Source organism: Gloeothece verrucosa PCC 7822 (assembly GCF_000147335.1).
In the GTDB taxonomy this organism is placed as follows: Bacteria; Cyanobacteriota; Cyanobacteriia; order Cyanobacteriales; family Microcystaceae; genus Gloeothece; species Gloeothece verrucosa.
Genome location: NC_014501.1, coordinates 242,823 through 269,713, shown reverse-complemented (window position 1 = coordinate 269,713; position 26,891 = coordinate 242,823). Strand labels below are relative to the sequence as shown.

28 protein-coding genes are annotated in these 26,891 nt (G+C 40.2%); 11 read left to right on the top strand and 17 right to left on the bottom strand.

All coding sequences use genetic code 11. From position 1 onward, the window contains the following. Positions 1-128: 128 nt before the first annotated feature. Entirely contained in the window at positions 129-653 is a 525-nt protein-coding gene (locus CYAN7822_RS01175) for a Ycf51 family protein (RefSeq protein ID WP_013320404.1), read from the bottom strand. Positions 654-677: 24 nt separating this feature from the next. On the opposite strand from CYAN7822_RS01175, the gene CYAN7822_RS01170 reads away from it, so the two are divergent. From CYAN7822_RS01170 to queC, 3 genes are read left to right on the top strand one after another with little or no spacing between them, the layout of a single operon-like run. Continuing rightward, entirely contained in the window at positions 678-1,295 is a 618-nt protein-coding gene (locus tag CYAN7822_RS01170; RefSeq protein WP_013320403.1) for a 7-carboxy-7-deazaguanine synthase QueE, read from the top strand. Positions 1,296-1,319: 24 nt separating this feature from the next. After that, positions 1,320-1,784 carry a DUF29 domain-containing protein gene (locus tag CYAN7822_RS01165; protein ID WP_013320402.1) on the top strand — a complete coding sequence of 155 codons (465 nt, stop codon included), beginning with the start codon at positions 1,320-1,322 and terminating at the stop codon, positions 1,782-1,784. A 13-nt stretch (positions 1,785-1,797) separates the two neighbouring features. Continuing rightward, positions 1,798-2,481 (top strand): 7-cyano-7-deazaguanine synthase QueC, encoded by a 684-nt coding sequence (queC, locus tag CYAN7822_RS01160; RefSeq protein ID WP_013320401.1) that lies wholly within the window; start codon positions 1,798-1,800, stop codon positions 2,479-2,481. Between the two features lie 36 nt (positions 2,482-2,517). Here the strand turns inward: queC and CYAN7822_RS01155 are convergent, their stop codons facing one another. Both CYAN7822_RS01155 and CYAN7822_RS01150 read right to left on the bottom strand, forming a co-directional pair. Further along, complete coding sequence (locus CYAN7822_RS01155) at positions 2,518-4,218, bottom strand: transglutaminase domain-containing protein (RefSeq protein WP_013320400.1); 1,701 nt, start codon at positions 4,216-4,218, stop codon at positions 2,518-2,520. 104 nt (positions 4,219-4,322) lie between these two features. Further along, positions 4,323-4,832: a hypothetical protein gene (locus CYAN7822_RS01150; protein WP_013320399.1), complete on the bottom strand. Its 510-nt coding sequence runs from the start codon at positions 4,830-4,832 to the stop codon at positions 4,323-4,325. Positions 4,833-5,128: 296 nt separating this feature from the next. On the opposite strand from CYAN7822_RS01150, the gene CYAN7822_RS01145 reads away from it, so the two are divergent. Beyond that, complete coding sequence (locus tag CYAN7822_RS01145) at positions 5,129-5,569, top strand: SufE family protein (RefSeq protein ID WP_013320398.1); 441 nt, start codon at positions 5,129-5,131, stop codon at positions 5,567-5,569. 64 nt (positions 5,570-5,633) lie between these two features. Here CYAN7822_RS01145 and CYAN7822_RS01140 read toward each other — a convergent pair whose 3' ends face one another. From CYAN7822_RS01140 to petC, 3 genes are all read right to left on the bottom strand, one after another. Beyond that, on the bottom strand, positions 5,634-6,167 hold the full coding sequence (locus CYAN7822_RS01140) for a ferric uptake regulation protein (RefSeq protein WP_013320397.1): 534 nt from the start codon (positions 6,165-6,167) through the stop codon (positions 5,634-5,636). Positions 6,168-6,421: 254 nt separating this feature from the next. Continuing rightward, positions 6,422-7,408 carry a cytochrome f gene (gene petA / locus CYAN7822_RS01135; RefSeq protein WP_013320396.1) on the bottom strand — a complete coding sequence of 329 codons (987 nt, stop codon included), beginning with the start codon at positions 7,406-7,408 and terminating at the stop codon, positions 6,422-6,424. Positions 7,409-7,578: 170 nt separating this feature from the next. Continuing rightward, a complete protein-coding gene (petC, locus tag CYAN7822_RS01130) occupies positions 7,579-8,121 on the bottom strand; it encodes a cytochrome b6-f complex iron-sulfur subunit (protein ID WP_013320395.1) in 543 nt (180 codons plus the stop codon). A 330-nt stretch (positions 8,122-8,451) separates the two neighbouring features. On the opposite strand from petC, the gene CYAN7822_RS01125 reads away from it, so the two are divergent. Then, complete coding sequence (locus CYAN7822_RS01125) at positions 8,452-9,660, top strand: tetratricopeptide repeat protein (RefSeq protein WP_013320394.1); 1,209 nt, start codon at positions 8,452-8,454, stop codon at positions 9,658-9,660. Here the strand turns inward: CYAN7822_RS01125 and CYAN7822_RS01120 are convergent. After that, positions 9,657-10,586 (bottom strand): N-acetylmuramoyl-L-alanine amidase-like domain-containing protein, encoded by a 930-nt coding sequence (locus CYAN7822_RS01120; RefSeq protein ID WP_013320393.1) that lies wholly within the window; start codon positions 10,584-10,586, stop codon positions 9,657-9,659. The genes CYAN7822_RS01125 and CYAN7822_RS01120 overlap by 4 nt on opposite strands. Before the next feature lie 49 nt (positions 10,587-10,635). Continuing rightward, positions 10,636-11,136, bottom strand: a complete 501-nt coding sequence (locus CYAN7822_RS01115; RefSeq protein ID WP_013320392.1) for a DUF4112 domain-containing protein — start codon at positions 11,134-11,136, stop codon at positions 10,636-10,638. A 132-nt stretch (positions 11,137-11,268) separates the two neighbouring features. Here CYAN7822_RS01115 and CYAN7822_RS01110 point away from each other — a divergent pair, with 132 nt between their 5' ends. The 3 genes from CYAN7822_RS01110 (at position 11,269) to CYAN7822_RS01100 (ending at position 15,877) form a co-directional block, all read left to right on the top strand. Next, a complete protein-coding gene (locus tag CYAN7822_RS01110) occupies positions 11,269-11,643 on the top strand; it encodes a hypothetical protein (protein WP_013320391.1) in 375 nt (124 codons plus the stop codon). 8 nt (positions 11,644-11,651) lie between these two features. After that, entirely contained in the window at positions 11,652-15,524 is a 3,873-nt protein-coding gene (locus tag CYAN7822_RS34285) for an nSTAND1 domain-containing NTPase (RefSeq protein WP_013320390.1), read from the top strand. Positions 15,525-15,622: 98 nt separating this feature from the next. Then, positions 15,623-15,877 (top strand): DUF2281 domain-containing protein, encoded by a 255-nt coding sequence (locus CYAN7822_RS01100; protein WP_013320389.1) that lies wholly within the window; start codon positions 15,623-15,625, stop codon positions 15,875-15,877. A 113-nt stretch (positions 15,878-15,990) separates the two neighbouring features. Here the strand turns inward: CYAN7822_RS01100 and CYAN7822_RS01095 are convergent, their stop codons facing one another. Beyond that, positions 15,991-18,147 carry a Tex family protein gene (locus tag CYAN7822_RS01095; protein WP_013320388.1) on the bottom strand — a complete coding sequence of 719 codons (2,157 nt, stop codon included), beginning with the start codon at positions 18,145-18,147 and terminating at the stop codon, positions 15,991-15,993. Positions 18,148-18,451: 304 nt separating this feature from the next. Here CYAN7822_RS01095 and CYAN7822_RS01090 point away from each other — a divergent pair, with 304 nt between their 5' ends. Further along, positions 18,452-18,637, top strand: a complete 186-nt coding sequence (locus CYAN7822_RS01090; RefSeq protein ID WP_013320387.1) for a hypothetical protein — start codon at positions 18,452-18,454, stop codon at positions 18,635-18,637. Between the two features lie 116 nt (positions 18,638-18,753). Here CYAN7822_RS01090 and CYAN7822_RS01085 read toward each other — a convergent pair whose 3' ends face one another. Both CYAN7822_RS01085 and CYAN7822_RS01080 read right to left on the bottom strand, forming a co-directional pair. Continuing rightward, complete coding sequence (locus tag CYAN7822_RS01085; protein WP_013320386.1) at positions 18,754-18,984, bottom strand: hypothetical protein; 231 nt, start codon at positions 18,982-18,984, stop codon at positions 18,754-18,756. Positions 18,985-19,243: 259 nt separating this feature from the next. Beyond that, positions 19,244-21,496 (bottom strand): PhoX family protein, encoded by a 2,253-nt coding sequence (locus CYAN7822_RS01080; protein WP_013320385.1) that lies wholly within the window; start codon positions 21,494-21,496, stop codon positions 19,244-19,246. Positions 21,497-21,701: 205 nt separating this feature from the next. Here CYAN7822_RS01080 and CYAN7822_RS40450 point away from each other — a divergent pair, with 205 nt between their 5' ends. Continuing rightward, on the top strand, positions 21,702-21,830 hold the full coding sequence (locus CYAN7822_RS40450) for a DUF2059 domain-containing protein (RefSeq protein WP_157871863.1): 129 nt from the start codon (positions 21,702-21,704) through the stop codon (positions 21,828-21,830). A 20-nt stretch (positions 21,831-21,850) separates the two neighbouring features. Here CYAN7822_RS40450 and CYAN7822_RS01075 read toward each other — a convergent pair whose 3' ends face one another. The 6 genes from CYAN7822_RS01075 to CYAN7822_RS01060 form a co-directional block, all read right to left on the bottom strand. After that, positions 21,851-22,648 carry a hypothetical protein gene (locus CYAN7822_RS01075; protein ID WP_013320384.1) on the bottom strand — a complete coding sequence of 266 codons (798 nt, stop codon included), beginning with the start codon at positions 22,646-22,648 and terminating at the stop codon, positions 21,851-21,853. 15 nt (positions 22,649-22,663) lie between these two features. Beyond that, positions 22,664-22,816: a hypothetical protein gene (locus CYAN7822_RS37355; RefSeq protein ID WP_013320383.1), complete on the bottom strand. Its 153-nt coding sequence runs from the start codon at positions 22,814-22,816 to the stop codon at positions 22,664-22,666. A gap of 200 nt (positions 22,817-23,016) precedes the next feature. After that, positions 23,017-23,184, bottom strand: coding sequence for a Uma2 family endonuclease (locus CYAN7822_RS40445; protein ID WP_083786914.1), 168 nt, complete (start codon positions 23,182-23,184; stop codon positions 23,017-23,019). A 52-nt stretch (positions 23,185-23,236) separates the two neighbouring features. Next, positions 23,237-24,010, bottom strand: a complete 774-nt coding sequence (locus tag CYAN7822_RS01070; RefSeq protein WP_013320382.1) for a GNAT family N-acetyltransferase — start codon at positions 24,008-24,010, stop codon at positions 23,237-23,239. A 104-nt stretch (positions 24,011-24,114) separates the two neighbouring features. Further along, a complete protein-coding gene (gene dusB, locus CYAN7822_RS01065) occupies positions 24,115-25,128 on the bottom strand; it encodes a tRNA dihydrouridine synthase DusB (protein WP_013320381.1) in 1,014 nt (337 codons plus the stop codon). 15 nt (positions 25,129-25,143) lie between these two features. Then, on the bottom strand, positions 25,144-25,665 hold the full coding sequence (locus CYAN7822_RS01060) for a dihydrofolate reductase family protein (protein ID WP_013320380.1): 522 nt from the start codon (positions 25,663-25,665) through the stop codon (positions 25,144-25,146). A 501-nt stretch (positions 25,666-26,166) separates the two neighbouring features. Here CYAN7822_RS01060 and CYAN7822_RS01055 point away from each other — a divergent pair. Next, on the top strand, positions 26,167-26,814 hold the full coding sequence (locus tag CYAN7822_RS01055; protein WP_013320379.1) for a pentapeptide repeat-containing protein: 648 nt from the start codon (positions 26,167-26,169) through the stop codon (positions 26,812-26,814). Positions 26,815-26,891 lie beyond the last annotated feature (77 nt).

Below are 26,891 nucleotides of genomic sequence, written 5' to 3'. Positions count from 1 at the left end.
CGGTATTTTTAAATTTTTGGGCAACAGTGAGGCAACTCAAAAACTGAGAAAGGAGTTAACAGTCAACAGAAATGACTAATCATTGAACACTGACAACCCACTAACTGTTAACTGTTAACGATGAACTGTTAACTGTTATTATCTTGAGGTAATTGAGCAAACTTATCAGTAAAAATTGTCACTTGAACTTGCTCATCATCTCGAACTCTTAAGGAACGTTTAACTTCTCCGAGATAGAGGGGAATAGACAGCCCCGGTTCTGGATGGACAAGAGTCCTCAGACGGATAGTCAGCTTACCCTGACCTTCTCGATCGGCTCTACCAAAAGAAAATAAATCATCGGAAGCTTGATATAGAGTCGCTTCCACTTGTGAAGGATTAATTTGATCGGCAACAGAAATCACTGCTTGATTGGCTCCGTTATCATAGACTAAAGCATAACGCACGGAGCCAGGCACTTCGGTACGGGTATATAGTCCTAGTCCGAGAGCAAATAACCCTCCTGTTAGTACCCCCATAAAACCCGTAACGCCCACTAAGCGAAAACGAAATCCCCATTTAAAGATAAACGCAATAATGGTAAAAAGGAGGAAAGCTACAGTCAGATAAGCTGACCACAAAGTATAGGTAGAAAAATCTGTTGGAAACTCCATTTTAGTTGACGTTCGGCCTATTTTATGAAAACTGTTAACCTAACCCATTGTACCTATCCTATTGTAGAAACTTTTCATTCAATTCAGGGTGAAGGAGCTTGGACTGGAGTCAGTGCTTTTTTTATTCGCCTTGGAGGGTGTGATGTTTATTGTCCTTGGTGCGATCAAAAGGAATCTTGGAACCCTAAACGTCATCCCCATCAGTCAGTGGAAAATTTACTCGAGTCAGCTAAAATGGCTAATCCGGCTATAGTGGTGATTACCGGTGGCGAACCTTTAATGCACGATCTAATTCCTCTAACCCGAGAATTACAACTTTTAGGACTACGGGTTCATCTCGAAACCTCTGGGAGCCATCCTTTTAGCGGTAACTTCCACTGGGTCACCTTTTCTCCTAAACCCTATAAGCGACCCCACGAAAGTATCTATGAGCAGGTTAATGAGCTTAAGGTGGTAATTGCCAATGAAGAAGATTTACATTGGGCGCAACGCCAAGCCGCTAAACTGCCCTCAACGGTGGTTAAATATCTTCAACCCGAATGGAATACCCCTAACTCGGGAGCCTTAATTTTTGAATTTGTTTTAAAGCATCCTCAATGGCGTATGAGTTTACAAACTCATAAATTTCTAAATGTTCGTTAATGGTTTGTTACCTTTATTCTAATTATGGCTATTTTACAAAACCCAACTTTTAATTACCCAAGTTCTCTTTATGAACGAGATTTTTATCAATGGTTAATGATCACTATTAAGTTATTACAAGATAGGTCTTTTGAGCAAATTGATCTAGATAATTTAATTAAAGAACTTGAAGGAACTGCCAGAAGAACTCAAAATACCCTTAAAAGTAATCTTCGAGTTCTGTTGATGAATTTACTTCAATATCAATATCAACCCTCTGTGCGTTCTGAAAGCTATCAGTCTATCGTCATTAAACATCGTCTAAGACTACAAGAAATTTTTTCAGATTGTCCTAGTCTAAAATTTTATGTGGCTGAAGTTTTTGATGAGTGTTATGGTCATGGCAGACAATTAGCCGCTAGTCAGACCAATTTACCTCTAGAAATATTTCCTGAAATTTGCCCTTTTACTCAAGAGCAAATCTTAAATATTGATTACTGGCCAGAATAATTAATCATTAACCATGAATCAACCCCTCGCAGTTGTTTTATTATCGGGTGGCTTAGACTCAGCCACTAGCGCCGCGATCGCCCTTGCGGATGGCTATGAGGTGATCGCCCTCTCTTTGTCTTATGGACAACGCCACCAACGAGAACTACAAGCGGCTAAAAAAGTTGTGGCGGCATTGGACATCAAATCTCACTATATTATGGATGTTAATCTGTCTCAATGGGGCGGTTCTTCTCTGACGGATGAGTTGATCGATATGCCTACCGATGGGGTTAAACCTAATCTGATCCCGAATACCTATGTACCGGGTCGCAATACAGTTTTTATTGCTATCGCCCTCTCTCTAGCAGAAGCAAAAGGCGCAGAAGCCATTTATTTAGGTATTAATGCGGTGGACTATTCCGGTTATCCTGACTGTCGTCCTGAATATATTGAGGCTTTTCAAAAATTAGCCAGTTTGTCTTCTAAAGTGGGAGTAGAAGGAAAAGCGATTCAATTAATGGCTCCTTTAGTCAAAGACTCAAAAGCTGATATCGTCCGTCGTGCAATGAGTTTGGAAGTTCCGATTGCCGATACTTGGTCTTGTTATCAAGGGGGAGATGAACCTTGTGGGTTATGTGACTCCTGCCGCATTCGGAACCGCGCTTTAATTGAGGCGGGTTATCCTGAATTGGCAACACCGGTTCTAAAAAGTTAAGAAATATAGCAGGAGTCTCCGACTCAGGAGTTAGAGTCATTGATTGGGGTCTAACTCTTCCAAAATGGTAAACTGTACATGATTAATGGCTAACTCCCCGATAGAAACCTGCTCTTTATTTACGGGAGAACCGTTACTCAATAACCTTTCAAAAGGCACATCTTTGGCCATCTCCGCATGATACCAAGCTAACCCCATAAAAAAGCGCGTCGGATAAGGCCCCCCTTCATTGATATCATCGGGATTAGATTCCATCGGTAACCAGCCAAATCCGGGTATATAAAACTCCATCCAAACATGATTATAATCCGGTTGTAAAGGCAAATTTTTCATTAAAGGATGAGCCGGACATTTATAACGTCCTACTGTACGACAAGCAATTCCATTGAGGCGAGACAAAGCTAATAATACACCTAAATATTCCCCACAAGACCCCACACCTCGTTTTAGGGCTATATCTGGGGAATCAATATGAGGTTTAATGCCATAAGAAAGGCGATCATAAACATAATTTCGGATACTATACATTTTTCGCAATAAGTTTGTTTCTCGTCCGATGGCTTCTTCTGCCGCCCGACGAATAATTTCTGTATCCATTGCTAAATCATCATTATCGATCAGATATCGCGCTTGATATTCCGGCGATAATTCTGGGATATTTTCGCACTCACGCGGCTTGATTTGATATTTAATACTCCAAACTTCTAAAATGGCTTTCCAGCCAAAAACATAGCGAGCATTGTTGGTCAACTGATCAAATTTGAACACAGCTACCCGTTGTCCTTCTTGTACTTCTTCGGTGAAAGGAAGTCCGATGGCTTCGACTTTTCTTACCTTTTGTCGGTCTGTTTCGGCGGGTAAAGCAATGCGCCATTCTACATTGGGTAATAAAAAGGGATCTAACGGTTCTAATTCTTCTACATAAGATACTTCTATTAAATAACCGTTGGAAAGGGCATATTTTTTCTCAGTATCTAACCGGAAATAAAGCGGATGAATGAAGGTGCGGTCACGGTATTGTAGTTCATAATTGGGTTCGGCATTAGGATTATCTCGGATATAAGGTTCCGAATAGGTATAAGCCACATATAAAGTCTCTTTTCCCGTTTTTTGACAACGATGAAAAGCTAAGCCGGTGGGAGACTCAAAGGGTGTTAAGACACTAAAAATCTCTTTCCCCGTTGCTCGATCCAAACAGAAAATTGTTTGTTCTAGGGGATCAGATAACCAGAGTTGTTCTCCCTTAACTGTAATATTTTGCGTGCCGATGCCGGGAGCATATAAACGGGTAATTTCTTTGCCGTTTTCTCGGTTAAAAATATAAATATCTCCACTTTTCTGACAGGTGACATATACAGCCCCTTCCTGTACAGCTACCCCATTGACCGGATAGTTCAGACGAGTAAATAATTGAGCCGGATAAGTCAAGGATATCGTGGTTCCTTGTCGGGAAATCGGACAAAAATAGACATTTTCTCGGGTTGTAAACCAGAGGGTATCATCGGCGATCGCTAACCCTGTAGCCCCAATAAAATCGTCCCAGTTATGAGGATTAATGATGGTAGTATTATTCGTGAAGGGATCTATCTGTAGAAGATAGCCATTTCTCGGATCAACTGCTAGTAATATATCTCCGTCAAACGCAATGCCATAAATTGCACTAGCTGCAATGGGGCGGATCGTTCGTGCTTGAAGTTGGCCTTGATCAACGGGTGTGAGTTCTGTATCAGGAGTCATGGAAAATTATAGATGAATGAATTAAAAATCTATCTGATGATGCCTACAATCTACTAGCCTAGCAAATTTATCATTAAAAGAATGTCAAAACTGAACTTAACAGCTTAAAAATCCTCAAGAGCCGCTTGTCCACTTTTTGCTTGCCCATAGTCTAGCACTCTTTCCCATCCCCAAATCTGAGCAATTTTTAAAGAAAGGGTTTTCCCTGACCTAAATAGAATATACTCATAACCGTCGTCTGTTTCGCTAACATCGGCCACTAATTCATTTCTCTTGTCTTGTCCCCAAACTTCGGCGGCTTTCTCCCACCATAATAAACAAGGACTTTTAAAATTGGGATTATCTAAGTATTCCTGTTGCCAATTTTTCGGAGTCCACCCCTCACTAAGGGCCGTGATCAGACAGGCACTAGGATAGTTCAACTGTTGGTTTTTATGTTGTAGAAAATACCAATACTCGATCACGCTTTGAAGCCTCGCTTCTAGGTCATCATAAGCATACTCTATGGCTTCCTGTACGTCTTCTCGAGAAAAGTCCACACCGATATAAGTCAGTGCTGGTTTATAACAGTGCAAGATTTCTTGAATAGGTGGGTCTAATTCTTTAAAATTCATCAATGATCCTTAATTAAATAGACTTTAAGTGAATAGACTTTAATTTTTATATTCAAACACTGTTTAAGACGAACTCAAATCATTTTTAGGTTTATTCTATATTGATCAGGATTTATTTCCCTAAAAAACCTGAGACAATATCTCTCGCTAATACATTTCTTTTGTCTCAAAAGTCGCCGTTCTACCACTCGGCTTTAAACCCTAAATTTCTGGTAAAATTAAGCTAGATTAACAACTGGACAAATTCTTTTAAGTTGTGACAAAATTTCGTTCTAATTAGCTACAGGTTTATTACTATGTCATCTGATAGCACACCTTTACCCCCTAACCTGGATCGTATTGTACAAAAATTTAAGAGCCGCTCAGACCCCAAAAAACGTTATGAGCAACTCCTCTGGTACGCTAAAAAGTTAGAAGCTATGCCCGAGGAAGGTAAAACACCTGAAAATAAAGTCTCTGGCTGTACCTCCCAAGTTTATATTACCGCCGATCTTAAAGAGGGTAAGGTATGGTATCAAGGGGACTCAGATGCTCAGTTAGTTAAAGGCTTAGTGGCTTTTTTGGTGGAAGGACTCAATGGCTTAACGCCTCAAGAAATTATGGCAGTTACCCCAGATTTTATTGAAGAAACGGGCTTAAAAATGAGTCTCACTCCTTCCCGTGCTAACGGGTTTTACAATATTTTTCAAATGATGAAGAAAAAGGCACTCTTGTTTCAATTAGAAAGCTCTGCTTAATGAGTAAATAGTTAGCAGTTAACAACGATTAATTGACGAATTTTTACGGTTCACTGTTAACTTTTTACTCTTCCCAATCTTCCAAATTGTCATGGTGCTGGTTTCCAGAGATAGCGCGGGTGCAAGACCAATTACTCGGCAGTGCCGAAGGCCATCCCATCCGAATAGCTTCTGGACAAATCGTCATTACTGTTAACTGACAATCAATTAATTGAAAGCCTTCTTTTTCACATTGTTTAAGACTTTGTTTCAAAATTGAATCATTTTTAAATTCAATGGTTTTATTACATTGAATACAAACTAAATGGTGATGATGGTTCGGATAGGGTTGATGAAGTTCATAATGTTTATGACCTTCAGCTAGTTCTAATTCTCGCAGAATTCCCATCCGTGACATTAATTTAACACTACGATAAATAGTCGATAAGCTAATGGCTTCGCCGCGCTGATCTAATAGCTCATGGAGTTCCTCTGCACTAAGATGATTGCCTCTTGGAAGGTTTTGAAAAACGTGCAAAATTTTCTCCCGTTGAGGAGTTAAGCGCCAGCCTCGGGCATTGAGTTCAGCTTTGAGGGAAGTGGCTGTATAAGGAGGCATCTTTAAATTTTCTCTCAAGAAATCCTACTCTCTTGACAATGATAGCGATTATTAGAGACTATTTGCAACAAACTTTTTTTATTGAGAATATTTGTCATCTTAGAGAAAAGGGAACAGTGGAATGGGGATGGCTCAATTAAGATGAGAATGTTAGTGGATTTTTCCACAAAAAAACAGGCTAAAAGCCTGTGTCTTGAGATTATTTGAGGAAGATTGAATCAACGATTAACCCATAAGCGGTTAAGGCTTAATGGTTAAAAATTCATCTCTGCGGCTTGAACTCTTTCTACTTGTTTTTTCTTAATAACTAAGAGAATTTGAGCCAGCATGATAGCGGCTAAGAAAACAAGCAACCAAGTAATACGAGTGGGGCTTTGTAACACCACTTCTGTGTCTTTCTGTCCGAATCCACCCACATTAGGATTATTGGTGAGTGCTTCTCCGGCGGCTACCTGTTGCCCTTGTGAGACAATTAATTCAGGTCCAGCAGGAATAGCCTCTACCGCTTGCCCGTTGTCGCCAGAAATGGTCACTTCATAGCCCCCCTCTTCCAAGGAAACGATGTCGGTGATGGTTCCCGCTACAGAAGCTTTGAAAAGGTTATTATTGCTGGATTGTCCGGTTGGGTAAACTTGGCCCCGTCCTCGGTTAGCCCCTAAGTGAACGGAATATTTACCAAACTCAATATTTTTGTCTTTAGCGGGATCTGGAGAGAGAATGGGGAAAACAATCTCTTCGTATTGATCACCCGGTAGAGGACCAACAATAACAACATTATCTTGGCCTTCTTTATAGGTTTGAAAATATAAATCGCCGACTTTTTCCTGTAATTCTTCAGGAATTCGGTCAGGGGGAGCGATTTTAAAGCCGTCAGGCAACATTAGCACTGCGCCAACGTTTAACCCACCTTTTGAACCATCGCCAAGAACTTGTTGAACACTATGGTCATAGGGGATTTTCACGACGGCTTCAAAAACCGTATCGGGCAATACTGATTGGGGAATTTCTATTTCTGCCGGTTTTTGGGCTAGATGGCAGTTAGCACAGACAATACGCCCAGTAGCTTCTCTAGGCGTTTCTGGAGCGGTTTCTTGTGCCCAAAAGGGATAGGCAGCCGCCGATTGAGGTACGACTAAATCTGTTGTTAAAAACAGGGAAAGAGTAGCGATCGCCAGTAAGAGTGCTTGAAAAATCGTTTGCTTTCCTGTTTGCCAAATTGCTGCGAAATGAGGTGTTCTCATCTAAGTTCGTTAACTCTTTAAAACTCTCTATTCATTAACCCACATTAAGATCAGTAACCAGGAGACAGCCAACACCGAGCCAGAATTGGGAATTTATCAGTCTCTAGCAGGGGATAGCGAAGCGCGAAGTACCGCCGTGTCAACTGTTCACTGTTCTGTTCCGTTCATCATTAAGCCCACCAAGGGTCTTCATTGGTACGAAAATCGGTTTCTGTCCAAGGGGTAAAGACGACTTTATCGTCTTGAGTCACATCCGCATGAACCAACGCCAACGACAGAGGCGCAGGTCCTCGGACCACTTTGCCTTCGGCATTATATTGGGAACCGTGACAAGGACAGATAAATTTTTCTTCGCTGGCATTCCAAGGAACCACACAGCCGAGGTGAGTACAAACCGCGTTGATCCCATAGTCGGCAATGGTTTTTTCTTGGGTTACCACAATATAGGTGGGATCACCTTTGAGTCCTTGGGCCAAAGAGCGCTCGCCTTCTTTATGGGTACTGAGATACTCACTGACAATAATGTCATTACCTAGAGCGTCTTTAGCGGTGAGTCCACCCCCAGCCCCACCACTAGAAGGCGGAATAAAATACTTCACCACAGGATAGAGGGCCCCTGCCGCAATGCCTGTGATGGTACCAAAGGTTAGAAGGTTCATGAATTGGCGACGACCCATATCGGGAACATCAGCCGAGCCGGACATTTGAGCCATAATTACACGTTAATTGTTAACTTTTGTAAATTGTCTGAAAATCCCTGTCTGAGATTTTCTTATTTTTGCTGGCCTCAGAAGGCAAGCATAGTAATATTATCAGCACAATGGTGATGGTCAGTCTTAAAAAAAATTTACGACACCGTTCTAAATTATTACAGAAAGTGACCCCTGATGAGTAAATTCGGTAAGACTATTAGTAACTCTTGTCAATAAAATGGTGCCGGATTGAAGAATATAAGGTCACCCCTCCAGAAGAAAAGCACAGTTAACCGCTAAACTAATTAAGTAGAGTAACTCTAATCGGATAGCAATCAAAATCAAAAAAGAATGCAGGGACTATTCAGGCGGATTTGGCAGTGGATTACAAGCTTCTTTGGGCAACTGTTTGGCTCAAGGTCTATAGGACCTTCTTCTTCTTTGTCTGTAAGGAGAAGAACCGATCAAGGGGAGTCTGCCCCGCCACTGACAGATACCGATTATGAATTTTTGTTCATGCAGCTAATGGAAGGGATCGGTCATGGGTGGCATGAAGGACGAATCGTTAAGTTTTTTAATAATCTGGGGGAACAGGGAAAACAAAAGAAATGGGCCGTCTGGCTAGAACGTTTTGGCGAAAAGGTCTTGTCTTCCTCGGCCCCAAATCAATTATTAGCCGCTCGTATGCTGCGTTTAGGAGAATTAGCGCAGACCATCCCGAAAATACAACTGATCGGGGAAACATCTTATCGCATTGGCAGAGAACTCTATAATAAAAACCAAAAAAATAGCGTCTGGGAATATGATGGCCCAGATACATCTCAAACAGAGATGAAAACTTCTGCCCCTGTGATCTCATTACAACCCCAAATGAGCATAGACGCTTCCGAAGATACTATCCCTAACCCACCACCAGAAGCGTTAACCATAGACGAATTATTAGAACGTTTACAGCATGACTCTAATCTTGCTCAAACCTTGGCTCAACAGTTGGGAATACAGACAAACGACCCTCAAGAAATTGTCAATGTGTTGATCGAGCAATTTCAACAAGTTCAAAATCAGGAATACCCCACTCAAGAACCCTCAAGCGTAGACGAGTGGTTCCAACGAGGAGTACAGCAAGCCGAGATGGCTGACTGGGAAGGGGCGATCGCTTCTTGGGACCAAGCCCTAGCCCTAGACCCGGATTTGGCAGAAGCTTGGCATAATCGGAGTAGTGCTTTGGCTTATTTAGGAAGGTTAGACGAAGCGTTAGAAAGCATCAATAAAGCCCTTGAATTGGATGCCGATGACCCTCAAATCTGGAATTCTCGCGGCAGTGTTTTATTTAGTCTCCAACGTTGGGAAGATTGTCTAGTTTGTTGGGATAAGCTGATCGAATTACAAGAAGATTATTATCAAGGTTGGTATAACCGGGGCTTTACGCTAGAAAATATGGGACGCAATGAAGAAGCCATCGCTTCTTACCATAAAGCGCTAGAAATTGAGCCGAATTTTGAGTTAGCGAAGATTAAGTTACAAGATCTTTTAGGGCAAAATCAGAATGAACAGAATTAATTTTTTAGGGGACGGGCGACAATAATACCGACGGCATGGTTAACATTTTTTATGTATTGCTGTAAATCAGCCGCAATGGTCACTTGGCCGGCAGGAGAAGCATGAATAAAGCCGATTTTTCCATTAGGAAAACGATACACTAAGCCGGTATGAGTGACATCTAAACCACTCAAATTTGTAGCGACTCCGATAATATCTCCGGGTTGGAGTTGGTTATAAATTTGTCGGATTTGAGGTTGAGGAATATAGCGAATTTTTAAACTTTCTAAATTCTTTTCCACTTGGAGAATACATTCATAGTTGGTATGGCTTTTCAGTTGCCGGTAAGCTTGGCGATGGGTACTCATAAAGTTTAGGGTTTTCTTGAGGGGAATTCCGCCTAAAGATGCGGTGATATTTTGAATATTTCCTCGCTTTTGATTGTCTTCTATCCACTCAGAAAAGTAGTGTAAGCGGCTGCAATATCCGTCGAGTTTTCCTTGGCGGTAGCGTGTGTCTTGGATATGATGGGTAAAGGTGGGATAAGTGTAATCTTGTTGGGCAATATTTCGGGAAAGAGCTAGGACTGTTTCCACAAATAATAGACAGTCAAATTGTTTTAGTGATATAAATAAGCTTTCTTCGGGGGTTTGTTCGAGTAAGCCGGCTTTGTATTGTGAACCGAGGAGTTGATGAGCTATTGCTTGCATGATTTGTCCCATCGATTTGTTATTTAGTTGATGGGTTGCTGCATAGTTAATCAGTTGTTGAAAGTCTTTTTGCTGTTCGTTTTGTTGCTGTTGGGTGATGATTGGGGGTTGTTCGGTTGAGGTGGTTTTGGGGGCAATGTTTAGGCTGATGATGAGTGAGAGTGCTAGGAGAAAAGGGGTTTTTATTTCGCGCCAAGCCGCCAAGCGGCAAAGAGAGTGCAAAGAGGGTTTGTTCATGGGGGGATGGGGTTTGAGTTCAAGTTTATATTTTACTGTTTTGGGGCTTTTATTGGTGATTGATTAGCCGCCAAATTAGTTGCAGGAGGAATAAAAATAGGGCGGTTGTGGCAGCTAGTACGAGAAAGATTATTATTATTAATAGGATGATATATAGCCAGTCTGTTGTTTTTCTCGGTTGGGTAAGGTGGAGGTTTTCTTCTAGGAGTTCTAGGTTTTTTGTGTTGGCTTTCCAGGTTACATCAACAAAGTCTCCTAATATGGGTACTGTGCCCACTAAGGTGTCTAAAATTATGTTTAATGCCATTTTGGATAAGGTGGGTTTGGAGGCTCCCATTAAGGCGGCTTGGATGACGATATAAGCGGATAAGGCTGTTCCTAAATAGTCTCCGGCTCCGGGGATTAATCCGATTATGGGATCTATGCCTATACGGTAGGATGTCCCGGGTATGAGAATGGCATTATCTAATAAGTTGCTCAGGTTACGTAGATGAGTTAATTTTTTTGTCAGTTTAGAGATATTTGTATTTTTATCTTGTGGTTTTGTCATGTTTTTTGTTGGGTTTGAGTTATTTTTTTATATAAATATTTTTTAATTTATGTTAATTGTTGTCCTCTCTCTTAAGTATAGTTGAGCTATGATGGATAATGAAGCTCTTTTGATTTTGATTTCGAGGAAATTATGGCAATTGATGTTATTGTTTCAGCACTGATAGCCGGTGCGGCTAAACCGGCGGGAGAAGTAGCTGGCGATCTTTACAAGGCATTAAAAGATTTCATCAAAAAAAAGTTAGAAAGTAAAGGTAAAGCAGATGCGGGTTATTTATTAGACAAATTAGAGAAGAAACCCGAGGCAGTCAAAGAACTTTTGAAAGATGAATTAGTTGAGGCAGAAGTTGATAAAGATGAGGAAATTATCAAAAAAGCACAGGAGTTATTACAGCAGTTAAAACCCCAAGAGACACCAGGAGGTAATATTAATATAGAGGGTGGTGTTAAAGGGGTTGCGGGATACAACATAAGCGGCTCAACTATTAATCAAGGTGATATTAGTTAAATGTTGCCATGAGTAACCCAGGTTCAGAAAATAATGTTAATGTGGGACGGGATGTTACAGGTGTTGGAGCTTATAAAATTCAAGAATCAACCATTCATCAAACTTTTATTTATCAGCAGCCACCAGAAAACATTCATCAACGTCCCCTTATTCTAGGATGTCCCTATTTAGGACTAGAAAAATTCAAACCCGAAGATAAAGATAAATTTTTTGGACGAGATGAATTTATTAAAAAACTCCTGACTCATTTAGAACAGCATAATCTATTGTTATTGTTGGGGCAATCAGGTAGTGGTAAATCTTCCCTAATTCAGGCGGGGGTAATTCCTCAGTTGACGGATAAACCCGGGTTAGAAGGGTTTATTAATTTAACTTTTGTTCCTGATGAAAATCCTTTTGAGTCTCTTTATGGGCGCTTGTTATCCCGTTATCCGCAGTCTCAAGCAAAGTTAGCACGAGAAGAAGCGGCAGAAACATTAATCAAAGTCGTTAATAATTTAAAAAAAGATAGGGGGTGGTTGCTGTTTATCGATCAGTTTGAGGAGTTATTTACCCTTACTCCTGAATTAGTGCGGGATAGATTTGTCAGTAGTTTGGTTCAGTTATTGGGGGAAAAAGGAGAAGATACAACCCTTAAACTAATCATGACGATGCGGTCTGATTTTTATGGCAGACTGAGTAAGTATCCGCTATTGGTTCACTACATTGAAAAGAAGAATATTCTCTTGACGGATATGAGTGACGGAGAGTTGAGGTCAGCTATTGCTGAACCGACGGCACGAAATGGGGTAACGTTTGAGAAAAATTTAGTTGACCAAATTATTGATGATTTTAAACAACAGGCGGGTTGTTTACCTCTGTTGCAATATACCCTTAAGTTGTTGTGGCAACAAGAAAAGATTCAAGAGCAAAATCGAGAGTTAAAATCTAAGACTTATAATGCTATTGATGGGGTAGCAGGCGCTTTACAACAGCAGGCAGATAAAATTTATTCATCAGAACTGACAAAAGAAGAACAAGAAGCGGCAAAACAAATATTTATTGAACTGGTGGATATTGCAGGAAATGAACCCGTAAGTCGCCGCGTGAATTTGTCTAAGTTTCGGGATGGGAAGGAGTTAGAAAGCGCTTTAAATAAGTTGATTGATAATCGCTTGTTGGTGAGTGGGAAAGAACAGGAAACAGTAGAAGTTGCTCACGAAGCGCTGTTAAGAAGTTGGTCTGTGTTACAGGATTTGGTCAAGGAAAAAGAAGATATTATTATCTTGCGGAAGCGCTTGATCGATGATGCTAAACTCTGGTATGAATTACGCAACACCGATAAGGCATCCGATGAACTCTGGAGTGGGTCAAAGTTAGCACGAGTACGGGAGTTTCAACAAGAAGGCGCTTTTAGAGATTTAGGGGTAGAAGTAGATGAGTTTGTGGCGGCGAGTATTGCTGAGAGTGAACGGGTAGTCAGGGAAAAACAAGAGCAAATTGAACGGTTAGATCTTGCTTTAACTGAGTCAAGATTGAGGGAAAAGGCGGCAAGGGTAGAGATTTTGTTGACTTCCCAAACTTTAGCGCCGCTTGTTTTGGCGATTCAAGCCATAGGAGAGAATCTGGATAAAGCACCTCATGAGATTTTTACTCCTGTTCAGAGGAATTTATATTTAGTGATGGAAAGAGTTAAAAAGTCTATTCCCTTTTGCGGACATGAAAGAGGTGTGACTTCAGTAGCCTTTAGTCGTGATGGGGAAATGATTGTCAGTGGGAGTTGGGATAATACAGTGCGGCTGTGGGATAAAAAGGGCAATCCGATAGCTGAACCTTTGAGAGGACATGAAAGCACTGTCGAATCAGTGGCGTTTAGTCGTGATGGGGAAATGATTGTCAGTGGGAGTTGGGATAATACAGTGCGGCTGTGGGATAAAAAGGGCAATCCGATAGCTGAACCTTTGAGAGGACATGAAAGCACTGTCGAATCAGTGGCGTTTAGTCCGGATGGGGAAATGATTGTCAGTGGGAGTGGGGATGATACAGTGCGGCTGTGGGATAAAAAAGGCAGCCCTATTGCTGATCCTTTCAAGGTACATGAAAGTATTGTCAACTCAGTGGCTTTTAGTTCAGATGGGGAAATGATTGTCAGTGGGAGTTGGGATGACACAGTGCGGCTGTGGGATAAACAGGGCAACCTTATAGCTGAACCTTTTCGTGGACATGAAAGTTATGTCACCTCAGTGGCATTTAGTTCAGATGGGGAAATGATTGTCAGTGGGAGTTGGGATAAAACTGTGCGGCTGTGGGATAAACAGGGCAACCTTATAGCTGAACCTTTTCGTGGACATGAAGATTATGTCACCTCAGTGGCTTTTAGTTCAGATGGGGAAATGATTGTCAGTGGGAGTTGGGATAAAACTGTGCGGCTGTGGGATAAACAGGGCAACCTTATAGCTGAACCTTTTATTGGACATGAAAATTGGGTCACCTCAGTGGCTTTTAGTTCAGATGGAGAAATGATTGTCAGTGGGAGTGAAGATGAAACAGTGCGGCTGTGGGATAAACAGGGCAACCCGATAGCTGAACCTTTTCGTGGACATGAAAGTTATGTCACCTCAGTAGCTTTTAGTCCGCTCCCCCAAACCGAAGGGGGGATAATTGTCAGTGGGAGTAGGGATGGAACTGTGCGGCTGTGGGATAAACAGGGCAACCCCTTAGCTGAACCTTTTCGTGGACATAAAAGAATTGTCACCTCAGTAGCTTTTAGTCCAGACGGGGAAATGATTGTCACTGGAAGTCAGGATGATACAGTGCGGTTGTGGGATAAAAAAGGCAACCCTATTGCTGAACCTTTAAGAGGACATGAAAGAGGTGTCACCTCAGTAGCTTTTAGTCCAGACGGGGAAATGATTGTCAGTGCAAGTCAGGATAAAACAGTACGGCTGTGGGATAAAAAAGGCAACCCTATTGCTGAACCTTTTCGTGGACATAAAAGAATTGTCACCTCAGTAGCCTTTAGTCCAGACGGGGAAATGATTACCAGTGGGAGTAAGGATAAAACAGTGTGGCTGTGGGATAAAAAAGGCAACCCCATCGGTGAACCTTTAAGAGGACATGAAAATGGTGTCACCTCAGTGGCCTTTAGTCGTGATGGGGAAATGATTGTCAGTGGGAGTGAGGATAAAACAGTGCGACTATGGGATAAAAAGGGCAACCCTATCGGTGAACCTTTGAGAGGACATGAAAATCCTGTCACCTCAGTGGCCTTTAGTCGTGATGGGGAAATGATTGTCAGTGGGAGTGAGGATAAAACAGTGCGGCTGTGGGATAAACAGGGCAACCCGATAGCTGCTCCTTTTCGTGGACATGAAAATCGGGTCAACTCAGTGGCTTTTAGCCCAGATGGGGAAATTATTGTCAGTGGGAGTGATGATAAAACTGTGCGGCTGTGGCGAGGGAGTTGGCGCAGTTGGCTAGAAGTCTGCTGTCATCAATTACGTTACTATCCTATTTTCAAAAACCCCCAAACCGAAGAAGAAAAACAAGCTTGTGAAACCTGTGATAAATATATCTTTAATCCTCAGATCGGATCTAATGAGTTGTATCAGAAAGCTGTTGAGAAACTTAAAGCCAAAGAATGGAAAACCGGTATTGCTATTTTAACGAGATCCATTCAAATCTATCCTCAAAATTTCAAAGCCTATTATGATAGAGGACTTGCTTTTATTGAACTAAAACAATACTATCGAGCGATTGATGATTTTAACGAAGTTCTTCGCTTTTATCCTAATGCTTATATTTACGACAAACGCGGCGAGTGTTATGGTAAGTTGGGCAATGAGCAACAAGCGGCGGCGGATTTTCAAAAGGCGAGGGAGTTGGGGTATCAAGCGCCCTGAAGATTCTACACCCTCAAGATCCCACACCCTGAAGGGTGGGGCTATACGAACAAAGCCCGCCTGCGCGGGCTAATATTTTAATATTGAAGTATAAGCAGATGAGTTTACATCAGAAAACCATTGCCAAAATTCAGCAATTACCAGAAGCGCTGGTGCAGGAAGTTGATCTATTTGTCGATTTTTTAATTATGCGATCGCTTTCTCAGCCTTCAACATCAACTCATCCAGCAATAAAATCTGAACATCCTTGGTTAAAATTTGCCGGAATGTATGAAAATAATCCTTTATTTGAAGAAGTTTTAAATGAAATAGAAAATTATCGTCAACAACTAGATCAACAAGAGGAAAAATAAAAAACAAATCAGAATTATCTCACACAATTTATTATATAGCCCGCGCAGGCGGGCTTCGTTCGTGTAGCCTCACCCTTCAGGGTGTAGGGCGCTTATAATCTAACTTAATCCAATTACCTAGCCGCCTTCATCGACAAACCAATCCGTTTTAACTTTTCATTCACCTCCATAACCCGCACCTTTACCACCTGTCCCACTTTTACCACCTGATTAGGGTCACTGACAAAATGATCCGCCAATTGGGAAATATGAACCAACCCATCCTGATGTACTCCCACATCCACAAACGCCCCAAAATTCACCACATTCGTAACAATTCCTTCTAACTCCATCCCCTCTTTTAAATCCGAAATCTCCATAATACCCTCTTTAAAAGAAGCATATTGAAACTGTTCTCTAGGGTCCCTTCCCGGTTTTTCTAACTCTTGAATCACATCCTTTAAAGTCGGTATACCAATCGTATCAGTGACAAATTGCTTCAAATCTAAAGACTGTATGCGGGAACTCACCTCAGTAATTTTCTTTAAAGGCACTCCCAAAGAAGCCGCTATCGCTTCCACCACCTTATAACTTTCTGGGTGAACAGCAGTATTATCTAAAGGATTATCCCCTCCCCGAATACGTAAAAAACCCGCCGCTTGTTCAAAGGCTTTCGGCCCGAGTTTAGCCACTTTCAGCAACTCTTTGCGGTTCTTAAACGCCCCATTTTTGTTGCGATATTCGACAATATTATTCGCCACAGAAGGCGTTATCCCCGACACAAAAATCAACAATTGTTTAGAAGCCGTATTTAAATCAACCCCCACATAATTGACACAACTTTCGACGGTTTCCTCTAATTTCTTTTTCAACAACTTTTGCTCTACATCATGCTGATATTGCCCCACGCCTATGGATTTAGGGTCAATTTTTACCAACTCTGCCAGAGGGTCTTGTAATCTTCTTCCTATACTAATGGCTCCCCGTACTGTAACATCTAAATCAGGAAACTCTTCCCTTGCTGTATCCGATGCAGAATAAATAGAAGCGCCTGACTCATTGACAATTACTTTAACCGGTTTTTTGTCTAAACTTTTCAATACTTCAGTAATAAATTGATCCGTTTCTCGGGAGGCTGTACCATTGCCGATAGCGATCAATTCTATCTGATATTTTTCAATTAATTTTTTAACTGTAATAGCCGCTTCAGAACGTCCTCGATCTCCCGTATGAGGAAAGATTGCTTGATAGTCTAAAAATTTGCCGGTTTCTGATAAAATTGCCACCTTACATCCCGTACGAAACCCTGGATCTATTGCCATTGTTGGCTTCATTCCTGCCGGTGGAGAGAGTAACAAGTTTCTTAAATTTGCTTCAAAAGTTTTAATAGACTCTAAATCTGCCCAAGTTTTTCTATCGGATCTCACTTCTCGAATTAAAGAAGATTTAATCAAACGGTTAAAAGCATCCTTGAGCATTTTTTGATAAAACTCTCGCACTTCGGAAATTTTTGTTTTGATTTCCTGTGACTCTAAATAGGATTGAACAAAAGCCTCATCAAAATCCAGATCAACGGCTAAAATTCCTTCGCTTTCTCCGCGAAATAAGGCTAAAATATTATGAGGTGCAATTTTTTTAACGGCGGCTTGAAAGTTTCGATACATTTCATATTTTGTACTGCCTTCTGGGTGTTCATCTTTAATACGAGAAATAAACAGCCCCTCTTTCATCAAATAATCCCGTAAGTAAGCCCGTAGATTCGCTTTTTCGGATACTTCTTCTGCTAAGATATCGGATGCCCCATTTAAAGCCTCTTCTTCTGTTTTAATTCCTTTTTCCTCATTAATATATTTAGCCGCTTCTTCCCTTAAAGAAACAGGTTTAGAGGCAGGATAATTAAGGGATTTAATCAACTCGGCTAAAGGTTCTAACCCTTGTTCTTTAGCAATAGTTGCTCGGGTGCGGCGTTTAGGTTTATAAGGTAAATAGAGGTCTTCTAATTCGTTTTTTTGTAAACAGGATTCAATTTTATTTTTCAGTTCATCAGTCAGTTTATTTTGTGCCGCAATTGCTTCTAAGATAACTTTTTTCCGGTCTTCTAATTCAGTTATATAAGTATAACGTTCCGAGATAGTTCTTAATTGAGTTTCATCGAGTGAGCCGGTTTTTTCCTTGCGATAACGCGCAATAAAAGGAATAGTTGCTCCTTCTGCTAATAATTCAAGAGCATTTGAGACCTGTTGAGGACGTAAAGATAACTCAGTAGCAAGAATTTGAGCAATATTGACCATTGACATTTTTAACGATGAAATTAAAACAAATATTTAACCCTGTTAAGATTTTAAAGGATCAAGCCGCTTTTGTCATTCTTCAAAGTTGATCTAGATTGCCCATCCTAAAATTTTTGTCAGTTATCCACCGCTTATTAAGGGGGGTTGGGGGGGATCATCTTTTAGGAATTATATCTAAATAATTATTTCTTAAGAAAGGTTTACTGTTCAGAAAAGACAAAAAATATTCAATCAAAAGATAGAAGAAACTTTAAAAGATTATTCATTACTCTTGAATTATACTCTAAAAAAAGAGGTGAAAATTATGCCAGGTGGACACGCGAGTCATAAAGGGCATTCTACTAAACCGAATACTAACGCTGAAGGTCAACTTTATTCTGCCGCCGATCCTACCATTGATCCTGAAGAAATTATAGCTGATAAATTTGAATCTGCAAGAGCGCAAGAAGCGCCCAAAAATGAAAAAGCTACACGCCGAGCAGAAAAATAAGCAAAAAATTTCTTCTCCTCTATGAGCAAACGTTAAAACAGTCTTTTTAAAAATCGAGGGCGGGTTACTTGTTATCACCCACCCTGGTTTTTTATATAAATAAAAAAATGTTAAAATTAAATTTTTTGATGATTTTCTAATAAACTATTTTCCTGGGCCTTTTCAAATGTGCTAAAAGATTTGTTATCTAACCCATGAAAACGATAAAACATAACCATTAAAAGAAAACTGCCAAACACCGTGACAAAAAAACCTGTTGATAAAAGATTTTTAACACGTAACCAAAATAAATAGGAGTCGACCTTACGTCCGTTGATATTTTGAGTAGATATACTTAGTTCACCCATAATCTTGTAAAAAAAATTTTGTTCTTAGCTAATCACTATAATAATCTAATGATTGTGTGGATTTTGTGTTGCCGATGTAAATCCAACATTGTCAAATTTACAATCGGGGATGTTAACCTTTATGTACAAGGATATTAAGTTTTACTACAAAATCAAGAGTCGGTTTTACAGAAAAATTTTTAGTTAAGTTAAATGTTTTTTGATTTCGCGCCAAGAAAAAAGGAAAGGGTGAATTTTGTCCACCCTAGAATGTTATAATTTAGGCGATAGTCTCTTGATTGAGTCTTCGAATGGCAACGATAGCCGGACGAGGAGGATCATTGGGTTTTTTAGAGGGCCAATTTGAACCGATGGGTACTGTTCTTTTTTGGGTGAATTCTTGGCCGTTAGTGGTTTGAATGAGAAAGTTTCGAGTTTCAGACTGCATATTTTCACGAATTCCGCCGGCTTCTCCTGGATGTTGAATAGAAATCAATAGGGTTTTTTGGTCCGAAGTGAAAGTCGGCCCTGTCATTTCTGTTTCCATTGGTCCGATGGCAAAAGGATAAGCATTGCCGGCATTTTTGCCGCTTGTAGGTATAAACCAAGCGCTATTATTGCCAAATAACCCGACTAATTCGGTTTGGCTGACGGCTTTACCCTCAATGACTCGCTCAGGGATGGCTTTATTCATGGTTAGGGTGGTCATATCTGTCACCATCCACAAATTGCCTTTGTTATCTAGCTTAAGATTATCAGGGTTAGAAAAACCGAGGCCGCCTTTAGCGGGTTCTCCTCCTGTAGAAAAGAGTTTCCAGCGAAATGTCATGGCGGCTGGATCGTTATTGTCTTCTTTTAGACTCATGATCCAACCAAATTCATAGGCGGTTTCTCCATTGGGGCCCTTAAAAATCTGTGGATCGGGACCGCCGCTACTGTCAGGTGTACCCGAGGTGTAGGTCATATAAAGTGTGCCATCTGGACTCATTTCAGTGTCTTCTGGCCGCGCGGTACAAGTCACACCGGCAGCATTAGCGGCATAATGAGCATCAATTAAGATAGCACCCTGTTTTTCGCTGGGGTTCCCTGGGTAAAGATCGCTGAGGGTTTTAAATTGTTGTTTATAGCTGGTAATATCCTCATCGCGGCTTATTTTTATGATGCCGCCTTCTGTGCGCTTGGGGTTCGGTAGGCCCACAATTCCCTGACCCTCTTTTCCTTGGACTTGAGAGGGTAAAACGGGATCTACAGGGGTATCAGGACGTAATGCTATCCAGCGCCCGGTTCCATCGGGGTTAAATTTTGCTCCGTATAGCATCCCATCTTCCATTAAACGGGAATTGCTTTTGTCTTTGGGGTCTTTGATGTTAGCTTTGGAGACGAACTTATATAAGTGTCCTCCTCGGCGATCACATCCTGAATAAACAGCTAAAGGTTTATCGGCCACTGTATGAAAGGCCACTGCTTCGTGACGATAGCGCCCTAACCAAGTGTGTTTGGTTCCGTAGTCATTGGGGTTAGCAGGGTCTATTTCTACCATCCAACCGTATTTATTGCCGGCTAAACCAAATACATTAGCCCAACCGGTGATATTAACTTCATTTTTGCCGCCAGTTTTGCTGACAATTATTTTAAAAGGAGTTTGAGAGGGTTTTAAAGATGAACCATCGGCCATTACTGCTTCAGGAACTTGGTCTTGAAAGTTTTCTTCAGCACTAAAGACTGTTCCCCAAGGTGTGGTTCCTCCTGCACAGTTTTGAAAAGTCCCGATAATTTTTTCGCCGAGTTGATCATCATAACCTTGCTTATTGGTTTTAGTGAAAACTGCCACAGCAGGACCGGTTGCTTTTAAGTAGCGTCCGTCTTTGAGTCCGGATATGCCGGTAATACGTCTATCGGTTTTAGCATAAGTTCTTTCCCATTGACCGTTGGAATTACGGCGAATAGAAATAACCCCTATTCCTAAATCAATGAGTGCTTGCTCACAAGTGGCTTTTACTTGTGTTTTTAAAGGGTCATTTTCGGGTAATTCAAAGGCTTGGATTTCTTCTTCATAACCTGTAGGGATTTCTTTGATTTCGAGAGGTAAAGATTGCCCGATTACCTTAGAGAAAGTTTGTAACCAGGTGTTGCTACTAATATATTCAAAATTAACGGTTAATAACCCCTCGTTGGGCGCTGTTTCCAGCAAGGAAAGGTAATCATTATTGTAGCCAAAGCGAGAATCTCCCACTGGATCGCCCCAAGCGGCAATGACATCATAGGTAAAACCCGAAGGCAGTACCAAATCATCTACCACTTCATAAGTGCTGTAGGCGGATTTTTGCTCATCTGCTGTTAGATTATCAATATCGAGGGGGATAGGAAGTTGAATGGAAAAAAGGTTGGGGTTTGATAGTTCTTTTGCTAGAGTATTGGGAATAGTAGCGGCTATGCTTTTTTCAGTTGCAGGAAATTTGGCCAAGGGATTTAGTGTAACTGTTCCGGCACTGATGCCTAAAAAAGCTAAGAATTCTCGACGTTTGATAGTCATAGATGAGTCTTGAGGTTAAAAAGATTTGTCCAGAATTTAATCTAGAGGATTTTACCAAATTATGATTTTAGAGCCTTCTGTTTATAAGGAGGTTAAGATACAGTAGGATTAAAGTAGCACAGCATTTTTAAGATTAATACCAGAAAAATCCCATCAACAGCACTGTCTAGTTAACTCAATCTCAAGTTCTCGGTGAAAATGAACAATTCTTAAAAAGCCGCTCTTTTTTAGGTATTATAAAACTCCAACAGGACAACGAACAATTCAAATTATGCCGCAACTGGTTCAAGAATCTGTGCAGCATATTAATCAGTTAATGCTCCCTAAAATTTAGTCACTGGAATGAGTTGACTCTTATATTTGATCATTCCCTCTTTTAAACTGAGTACATTCAGGTTTGTTATAAACCATTTCTCGTGCCCAATGTTCACAATTATAGGTGAACTTACTCCATACTCGTTTATCGAGTTTTCTTGATTCTTTTATCCGTTGCTCAACTTGGCTATAGGGAATTTCTGTGGGTAAATGTTCTTTGACTATCCAGTCAGGTGAATAAAATGTCTCATGCACATAGCCAAATCCTTTTTCTGCCAGACTATTTTGAGCTTTTACTGTAGCACCTGTAAAAAAATGAGCAACTCTGTAGCCTTTGGGACTTGAAATTAAAACCCCATAATGATCATACTCTTGATCTTTCTCATCTTTGCATCTGACGGCAACAAGATCTCCTATTTTAACTACCTCATCGTTTTTATCTGTAATATCAGGAATTTTATCAAGTAATGTATAACAATTAGAAAGCTCTATTAGTTGAATCTCGGTAGCTTTAAAAATACTTTCTGTCCATTTCGGATTACATTCATCCCTTAATTTAAGGATTTCATCAAACTTGTTTTTTGCCCATGCGAGATGATTAACAAGAGTTTTAAGAGAATGAGAATGTTGCTCAGTATCAAGTTTATTAAACTTGTCATCAATTTCTATTTCTAAGCAATCTGCCGCACGCCGACAAATGTCAATAATTTCAGCGTCTTTACTATGCCTCACTATTTGGCTTAATTGATGGCGAATCGTTCCGTTACCTAGATGATTGTGAAGTTCTGCAAATAAATATAAAATTTTTGCAGGGCTTGGATTTTTTGGCTTTTTCATAATTATTAATAAAGATTAAAATGATTTATATTTTTTAGATTTAATTCTTTCTTTTTGCTCTTTTTCCATTTCTTCAATTACATCTTCTGAAACACTAGGAGCCAAATTACTAATCTTTTGAGAACTGATAAATGTCACTTTAGAAAATTCTGACTTTGGAGTAGACATAAGTGTTTTCTACTATTAATTGATGATCGATTAAGCTCAACAATTCTATAATATTGCTTTAATAGTCAACAGTTTGTGATCTCGATATGATAACGAAGTGATTTAGATCACAAGTAAGGGTAAGTAAACTTCGGAAATGATAGGCAAGGTCGATAATAATTACTCGCTCCAGCAATATATTACTTTTTCTTAACCTATAATTAAATCAAGAAAATATCTTTGATGGCAATCTCAACATCAGGAAAAGCTAAAGGAGATATTTTCGCCTCTGATAATAATTCTCTTGTCTCTTGATAATCACCTGACTGGGGAAAACGATAAACAATTAATTTTCTCGCCTTGACATCGACGACCCAATATTCAAAAATATTCGCTTGAGCCTAGTTACTTTTAATAATAAAACATTTCTTAACCTATCAATTAATTGAGATTGTAAGACATCCAAACGTTAGGCTCTATGTAACTCCCTTGATCGTTGGCATAGTCAATCTTGATGGGTACTAAAGCACCGGGGATAATGTAATCACCAGACTCGGGAAAACGCATATTCGCCCTAGCTTCCCAATTAGAAACAGTATCAATAATACTAAAAGATTGAGAGCAAACTTTAATCAGTTTAGCTCCTTGTTTAGCATGAATACGCAACCAAGGATCAAAAGGGAGTTTATTTTCATTTTGCCAAGTGATATAACGCTCTATCGGTGTGAGAGGGTAAAGATGTTTGAGAGATGGACGCACAGGAATAATTAGCGAACTAAACTGATGAGCTTGAGCGATTTTTTTCATCTCTTGAATGAGCAAACTGCTCAGATGTTTATTGCGATATTCGGGTATAACAGCAATGCTTCTAGCGCATAATAGGGTAGGCTGACGACCTTGTAAATGGTCTTCTGTCCCCTGATCTATTGCCCAGTCTAAACCTCGATCTGGCAACTGGTCAAAGTCTCCTTCCCACGCCAAAGGAATACCGATTCCTCTTGCTATTAACCGTCCTGTCCCTGATTCGACTACTATGATACTAAAATCGGAATAAATCTGCTTTTTTGAACTAGCTTTTTGCCTTTCTTGTGGCTCAGGGCAATATGACATAAAGGAAGGCCATACTTGGATTGTAAAATTTTTATTCGGTTTTCTGTTAAATAAGTGGGGAGCTTCTTGTACAGTAAAAATCTCATATCCTAGATCCGATGTCATGAATTTTTTTCCGATTTTTAAGTAACAATAACCAATAACTATCTAAACATTGCTCAACTCAAATGCCACTATTATCTGTCTCGGTCAGAGCATGACAAGAAAAATTAAGAAAAATTTAACTGTTTGATGGCTTTATTAATTAATTCATAACCTTCTTGTAAACTATTAATTCTAGATACTTCATCCCGTAACAAAGATGCACCCGCAAACCCTTTACAATACCAAGTTAAATGTTTACGAGATTGATAGATTCCTCGTTGTCCTTTATATTCCCATAAACCCTTTAAATGTTCTTTGGCACATTCAAGACGTTGTAAAGGAGTAGGTGTAGCTAATTCTTTTCCTGTCTTCAAAAAATAATCTATTTCTCCCACTAAAAACGGATAACCCAATGTTCCCCGAGAACACATGACCCCATCTGCGCCAGTTTCTTCTAAACACCTAAGCGCCGCTTCAACAGAAAATATATCCCCATTAGCAATAACTGGGATAGAGAGTATTTCTTTGACTCGTCTAATCCATTCCCATCTTGCCGTCCCATTATACCCCTGAGCGCGAGTCCGAGCGTGTAAGGTTAACATTGCCGCGCCGGCATCTTCCATCCGTTTAGCAAAGTCGAGAATGGTAATTTCTTCATCATTCCAACCAATACGAGTTTTAACGGTAACAGGAACCTCTACCGCAGATACAACGGTTTTGACAATTTCTTGGGCAATTTCCGGCTGACGTAATAGCGATGAACCCCCGCCTTTTTTGGTGATTTTATTGACCGGACAACCCATATTAATATCTACGGTTTTTGCTCCTTCTGCTACCGCTTTTGTTGCCGCTTCGGCCATAAAATCCGGACGACAGTCAAATAGTTGAATACTGATGGGATGTTCTTGAGGGTCTATCTCCATGATTTTTGGTAGTTGTTGCAGATGATGTATTTCTGTGGCGCTAACCATTTCGGTGTACATCATCGAGGTGGGTGCATAACGTCTCACTAAGCGACGAAAGATTAAGTCTGTTACTCCCGATAAGGGTGACTGTAAAACGCGGCTTTTGATTTCTACTGAACCGATTTTTAAAGGAGTTGCTAGTTTTTCAAGGACAGTGGGAGCAAGAGAGGTCATGATTAGTTTTTGGGTTTATCCATCTCCTTTAATTTTATAAGTAATCTGGATTAAGCCGCTTTCAAAGGATTGATGTTTAATTAATTGCAATTTCTTTTCTTGAGGATTTCCGGCAAAAAGCGGTATTCCTTCTCCCAAAATGACAGGATGAATAGAAATAATGATTTCGTCGAGCAAATTGGCATTGAGAAATAGGGTATTCATTTGCCCACCTCCAACTAACCAAAGGTTTTTCCCGGACGCTTGTTTCAGTTGTTTGACAAATTCTACTGGATCAGTTGAAATAAAAGTGACTAAATTATGGTCTTGGTTCTTGTGATGGCGGCTAAATACATAGTTGATTTTGTCTGGATAAGGGAATTCCTCAAAAGTTAACAGTTGTTGGTAAGTCTTGTAACCGATTAACGTAATATCAATGCTCTGGTAAAATTCCTCATAACCATAGTCCTGGTCCGTAAATAGCCAGTCAATCTCTCCATTTTTCCTAGCTATGTATCCGTCTAAACTGGTGGCAATAAATAAAATTCCTTTTTTCATCTAAAATCCGCTCAAAATTTGTTGATTCACACTTTTGCGTCCTAGAGAGCTTCTCCCCAACTTCTCTACTCGGGTGATGCTATTGTGAAAAGCGGCTAGGGCTGGATCATTTACTCGCTCTATATTATATCTTTAACCCCTCTGCCTTTAGATGATCTGCCTCTTCAGATTGATCCCTATGGCATTCTTTGTTATTTTCCTTACTATCTGCTCAATATCTGATCGGCTATAGATAACAACAATTCTTTACAAAAACAGCCGGTAAAATCTTACTTATGGTGTATTAGATCACCAAAAAAGGATTTTATTCTGTTATGATAGAGGAATTAATTGTTTTTTTAAGAATCTCCTCTTGAAAAAATTTAGAGGAGAGGATAAAAACTGTTGTTAAAATCCTGTCGTGGCAAAAAGCTTTTTACTCAAAGGAAGAGTGCCTAAAGGGGATTCACAGCATTACTGGTTCATATCTTGTCGTTTTTGTTATTAGAGATTGTCAAACCCATGAATAAAAATCACTTATACATTCTCCAAAAAGGTACGAATATTTGGAATAGTTGGATCGAAGAAAATCCTCAGTTAGAGATTGACTTGAGAGGAATTTACGGTTTAAACCTAGACCTACAAGGAATCAACTTAGAAAAAGCCGACCTCAGAGGTTCTTATTTAGTGGGGGCTTTTCTTGAAGGCGCTAATCTTGTGGGTGCTAACCTTTCTGGCGTTGATTTGAAGGGAGCTAATTTAAACAATGCTAACCTCACAGACGCTCATCTTGTGGGGTCAAATCTGAGGGAAGTCAATTTAAAGGGAGCTTTGCTCACAAGAGCGTTTCTCAATGGAGTGTATCTTAATGCGGCTAACCTAGATGAGTCTGACTTGAGACAAGCCGATCTTAGGGGTGCTATCCTAGAGGGAGCCTCGATGACTAATGCCAATCTACGGGAAGCCGACCTGAGAAGATGTCAATTTGAGGGGGCAAATTTAGAGGGAAGCTTGTTAATAGATGCAATTTTACAAGACCAAGGCCAAGACCATCTAATCATTTGGGAAAACTTTTACAACAACTCGAATACAGTCGAATCTAAACCCGAAGAAAATTTGGTTGCTCAAAACCTATCTCATCTCAAAACACTAGCTCAAAATGCTTGCTGAGTCATAACTTTTTAACAGCTTATACCATTTTTCCCTATAGCATACACTTAATTTTCTTTTACTCTCTTAGGACTTAC

Bases quoted from the DNA above. Each gene is read 5' to 3' on its own strand.
- CYAN7822_RS01175 (WP_013320404.1), bottom strand. From the start codon at position 653: ATGGAGTTTCCAACAGATTTTTCTACCTATACTTTGTGGTCAGCTTAT.
- CYAN7822_RS01170 (WP_013320403.1), top strand. From the start codon at position 678: ATGAAAACTGTTAACCTAACCCATTGTACCTATCCTATTGTAGAAACT.
- CYAN7822_RS01165 (WP_013320402.1), top strand. From the start codon at position 1,320: ATGGCTATTTTACAAAACCCAACTTTTAATTACCCAAGTTCTCTTTAT.
- queC (WP_013320401.1), top strand. From the start codon at position 1,798: ATGAATCAACCCCTCGCAGTTGTTTTATTATCGGGTGGCTTAGACTCA.
- CYAN7822_RS01155 (WP_013320400.1), bottom strand. From the start codon at position 4,218: ATGACTCCTGATACAGAACTCACACCCGTTGATCAAGGCCAACTTCAA.
- CYAN7822_RS01150 (WP_013320399.1), bottom strand. From the start codon at position 4,832: ATGAATTTTAAAGAATTAGACCCACCTATTCAAGAAATCTTGCACTGT.
- CYAN7822_RS01145 (WP_013320398.1), top strand. From the start codon at position 5,129: ATGTCATCTGATAGCACACCTTTACCCCCTAACCTGGATCGTATTGTA.
- CYAN7822_RS01140 (WP_013320397.1), bottom strand. From the start codon at position 6,167: ATGCCTCCTTATACAGCCACTTCCCTCAAAGCTGAACTCAATGCCCGA.
- petA (WP_013320396.1), bottom strand. From the start codon at position 7,408: ATGAGAACACCTCATTTCGCAGCAATTTGGCAAACAGGAAAGCAAACG.
- petC (WP_013320395.1), bottom strand. From the start codon at position 8,121: ATGGCTCAAATGTCCGGCTCGGCTGATGTTCCCGATATGGGTCGTCGC.
- CYAN7822_RS01125 (WP_013320394.1), top strand. From the start codon at position 8,452: ATGCAGGGACTATTCAGGCGGATTTGGCAGTGGATTACAAGCTTCTTT.
- CYAN7822_RS01120 (WP_013320393.1), bottom strand. From the start codon at position 10,586: ATGAACAAACCCTCTTTGCACTCTCTTTGCCGCTTGGCGGCTTGGCGC.
- CYAN7822_RS01115 (WP_013320392.1), bottom strand. From the start codon at position 11,136: ATGACAAAACCACAAGATAAAAATACAAATATCTCTAAACTGACAAAA.
- CYAN7822_RS01110 (WP_013320391.1), top strand. From the start codon at position 11,269: ATGGCAATTGATGTTATTGTTTCAGCACTGATAGCCGGTGCGGCTAAA.
- CYAN7822_RS34285 (WP_013320390.1), top strand. From the start codon at position 11,652: ATGAGTAACCCAGGTTCAGAAAATAATGTTAATGTGGGACGGGATGTT.
- CYAN7822_RS01100 (WP_013320389.1), top strand. From the start codon at position 15,623: ATGAGTTTACATCAGAAAACCATTGCCAAAATTCAGCAATTACCAGAA.
- CYAN7822_RS01095 (WP_013320388.1), bottom strand. From the start codon at position 18,147: ATGGTCAATATTGCTCAAATTCTTGCTACTGAGTTATCTTTACGTCCT.
- CYAN7822_RS01090 (WP_013320387.1), top strand. From the start codon at position 18,452: ATGCCAGGTGGACACGCGAGTCATAAAGGGCATTCTACTAAACCGAAT.
- CYAN7822_RS01085 (WP_013320386.1), bottom strand. From the start codon at position 18,984: ATGGGTGAACTAAGTATATCTACTCAAAATATCAACGGACGTAAGGTC.
- CYAN7822_RS01080 (WP_013320385.1), bottom strand. From the start codon at position 21,496: ATGACTATCAAACGTCGAGAATTCTTAGCTTTTTTAGGCATCAGTGCC.
- CYAN7822_RS01075 (WP_013320384.1), bottom strand. From the start codon at position 22,648: ATGAAAAAGCCAAAAAATCCAAGCCCTGCAAAAATTTTATATTTATTT.
- CYAN7822_RS37355 (WP_013320383.1), bottom strand. From the start codon at position 22,816: ATGTCTACTCCAAAGTCAGAATTTTCTAAAGTGACATTTATCAGTTCT.
- CYAN7822_RS01070 (WP_013320382.1), bottom strand. From the start codon at position 24,010: ATGACATCGGATCTAGGATATGAGATTTTTACTGTACAAGAAGCTCCC.
- dusB (WP_013320381.1), bottom strand. From the start codon at position 25,128: ATGACCTCTCTTGCTCCCACTGTCCTTGAAAAACTAGCAACTCCTTTA.
- CYAN7822_RS01060 (WP_013320380.1), bottom strand. From the start codon at position 25,665: ATGAAAAAAGGAATTTTATTTATTGCCACCAGTTTAGACGGATACATA.
- CYAN7822_RS01055 (WP_013320379.1), top strand. From the start codon at position 26,167: ATGAATAAAAATCACTTATACATTCTCCAAAAAGGTACGAATATTTGG.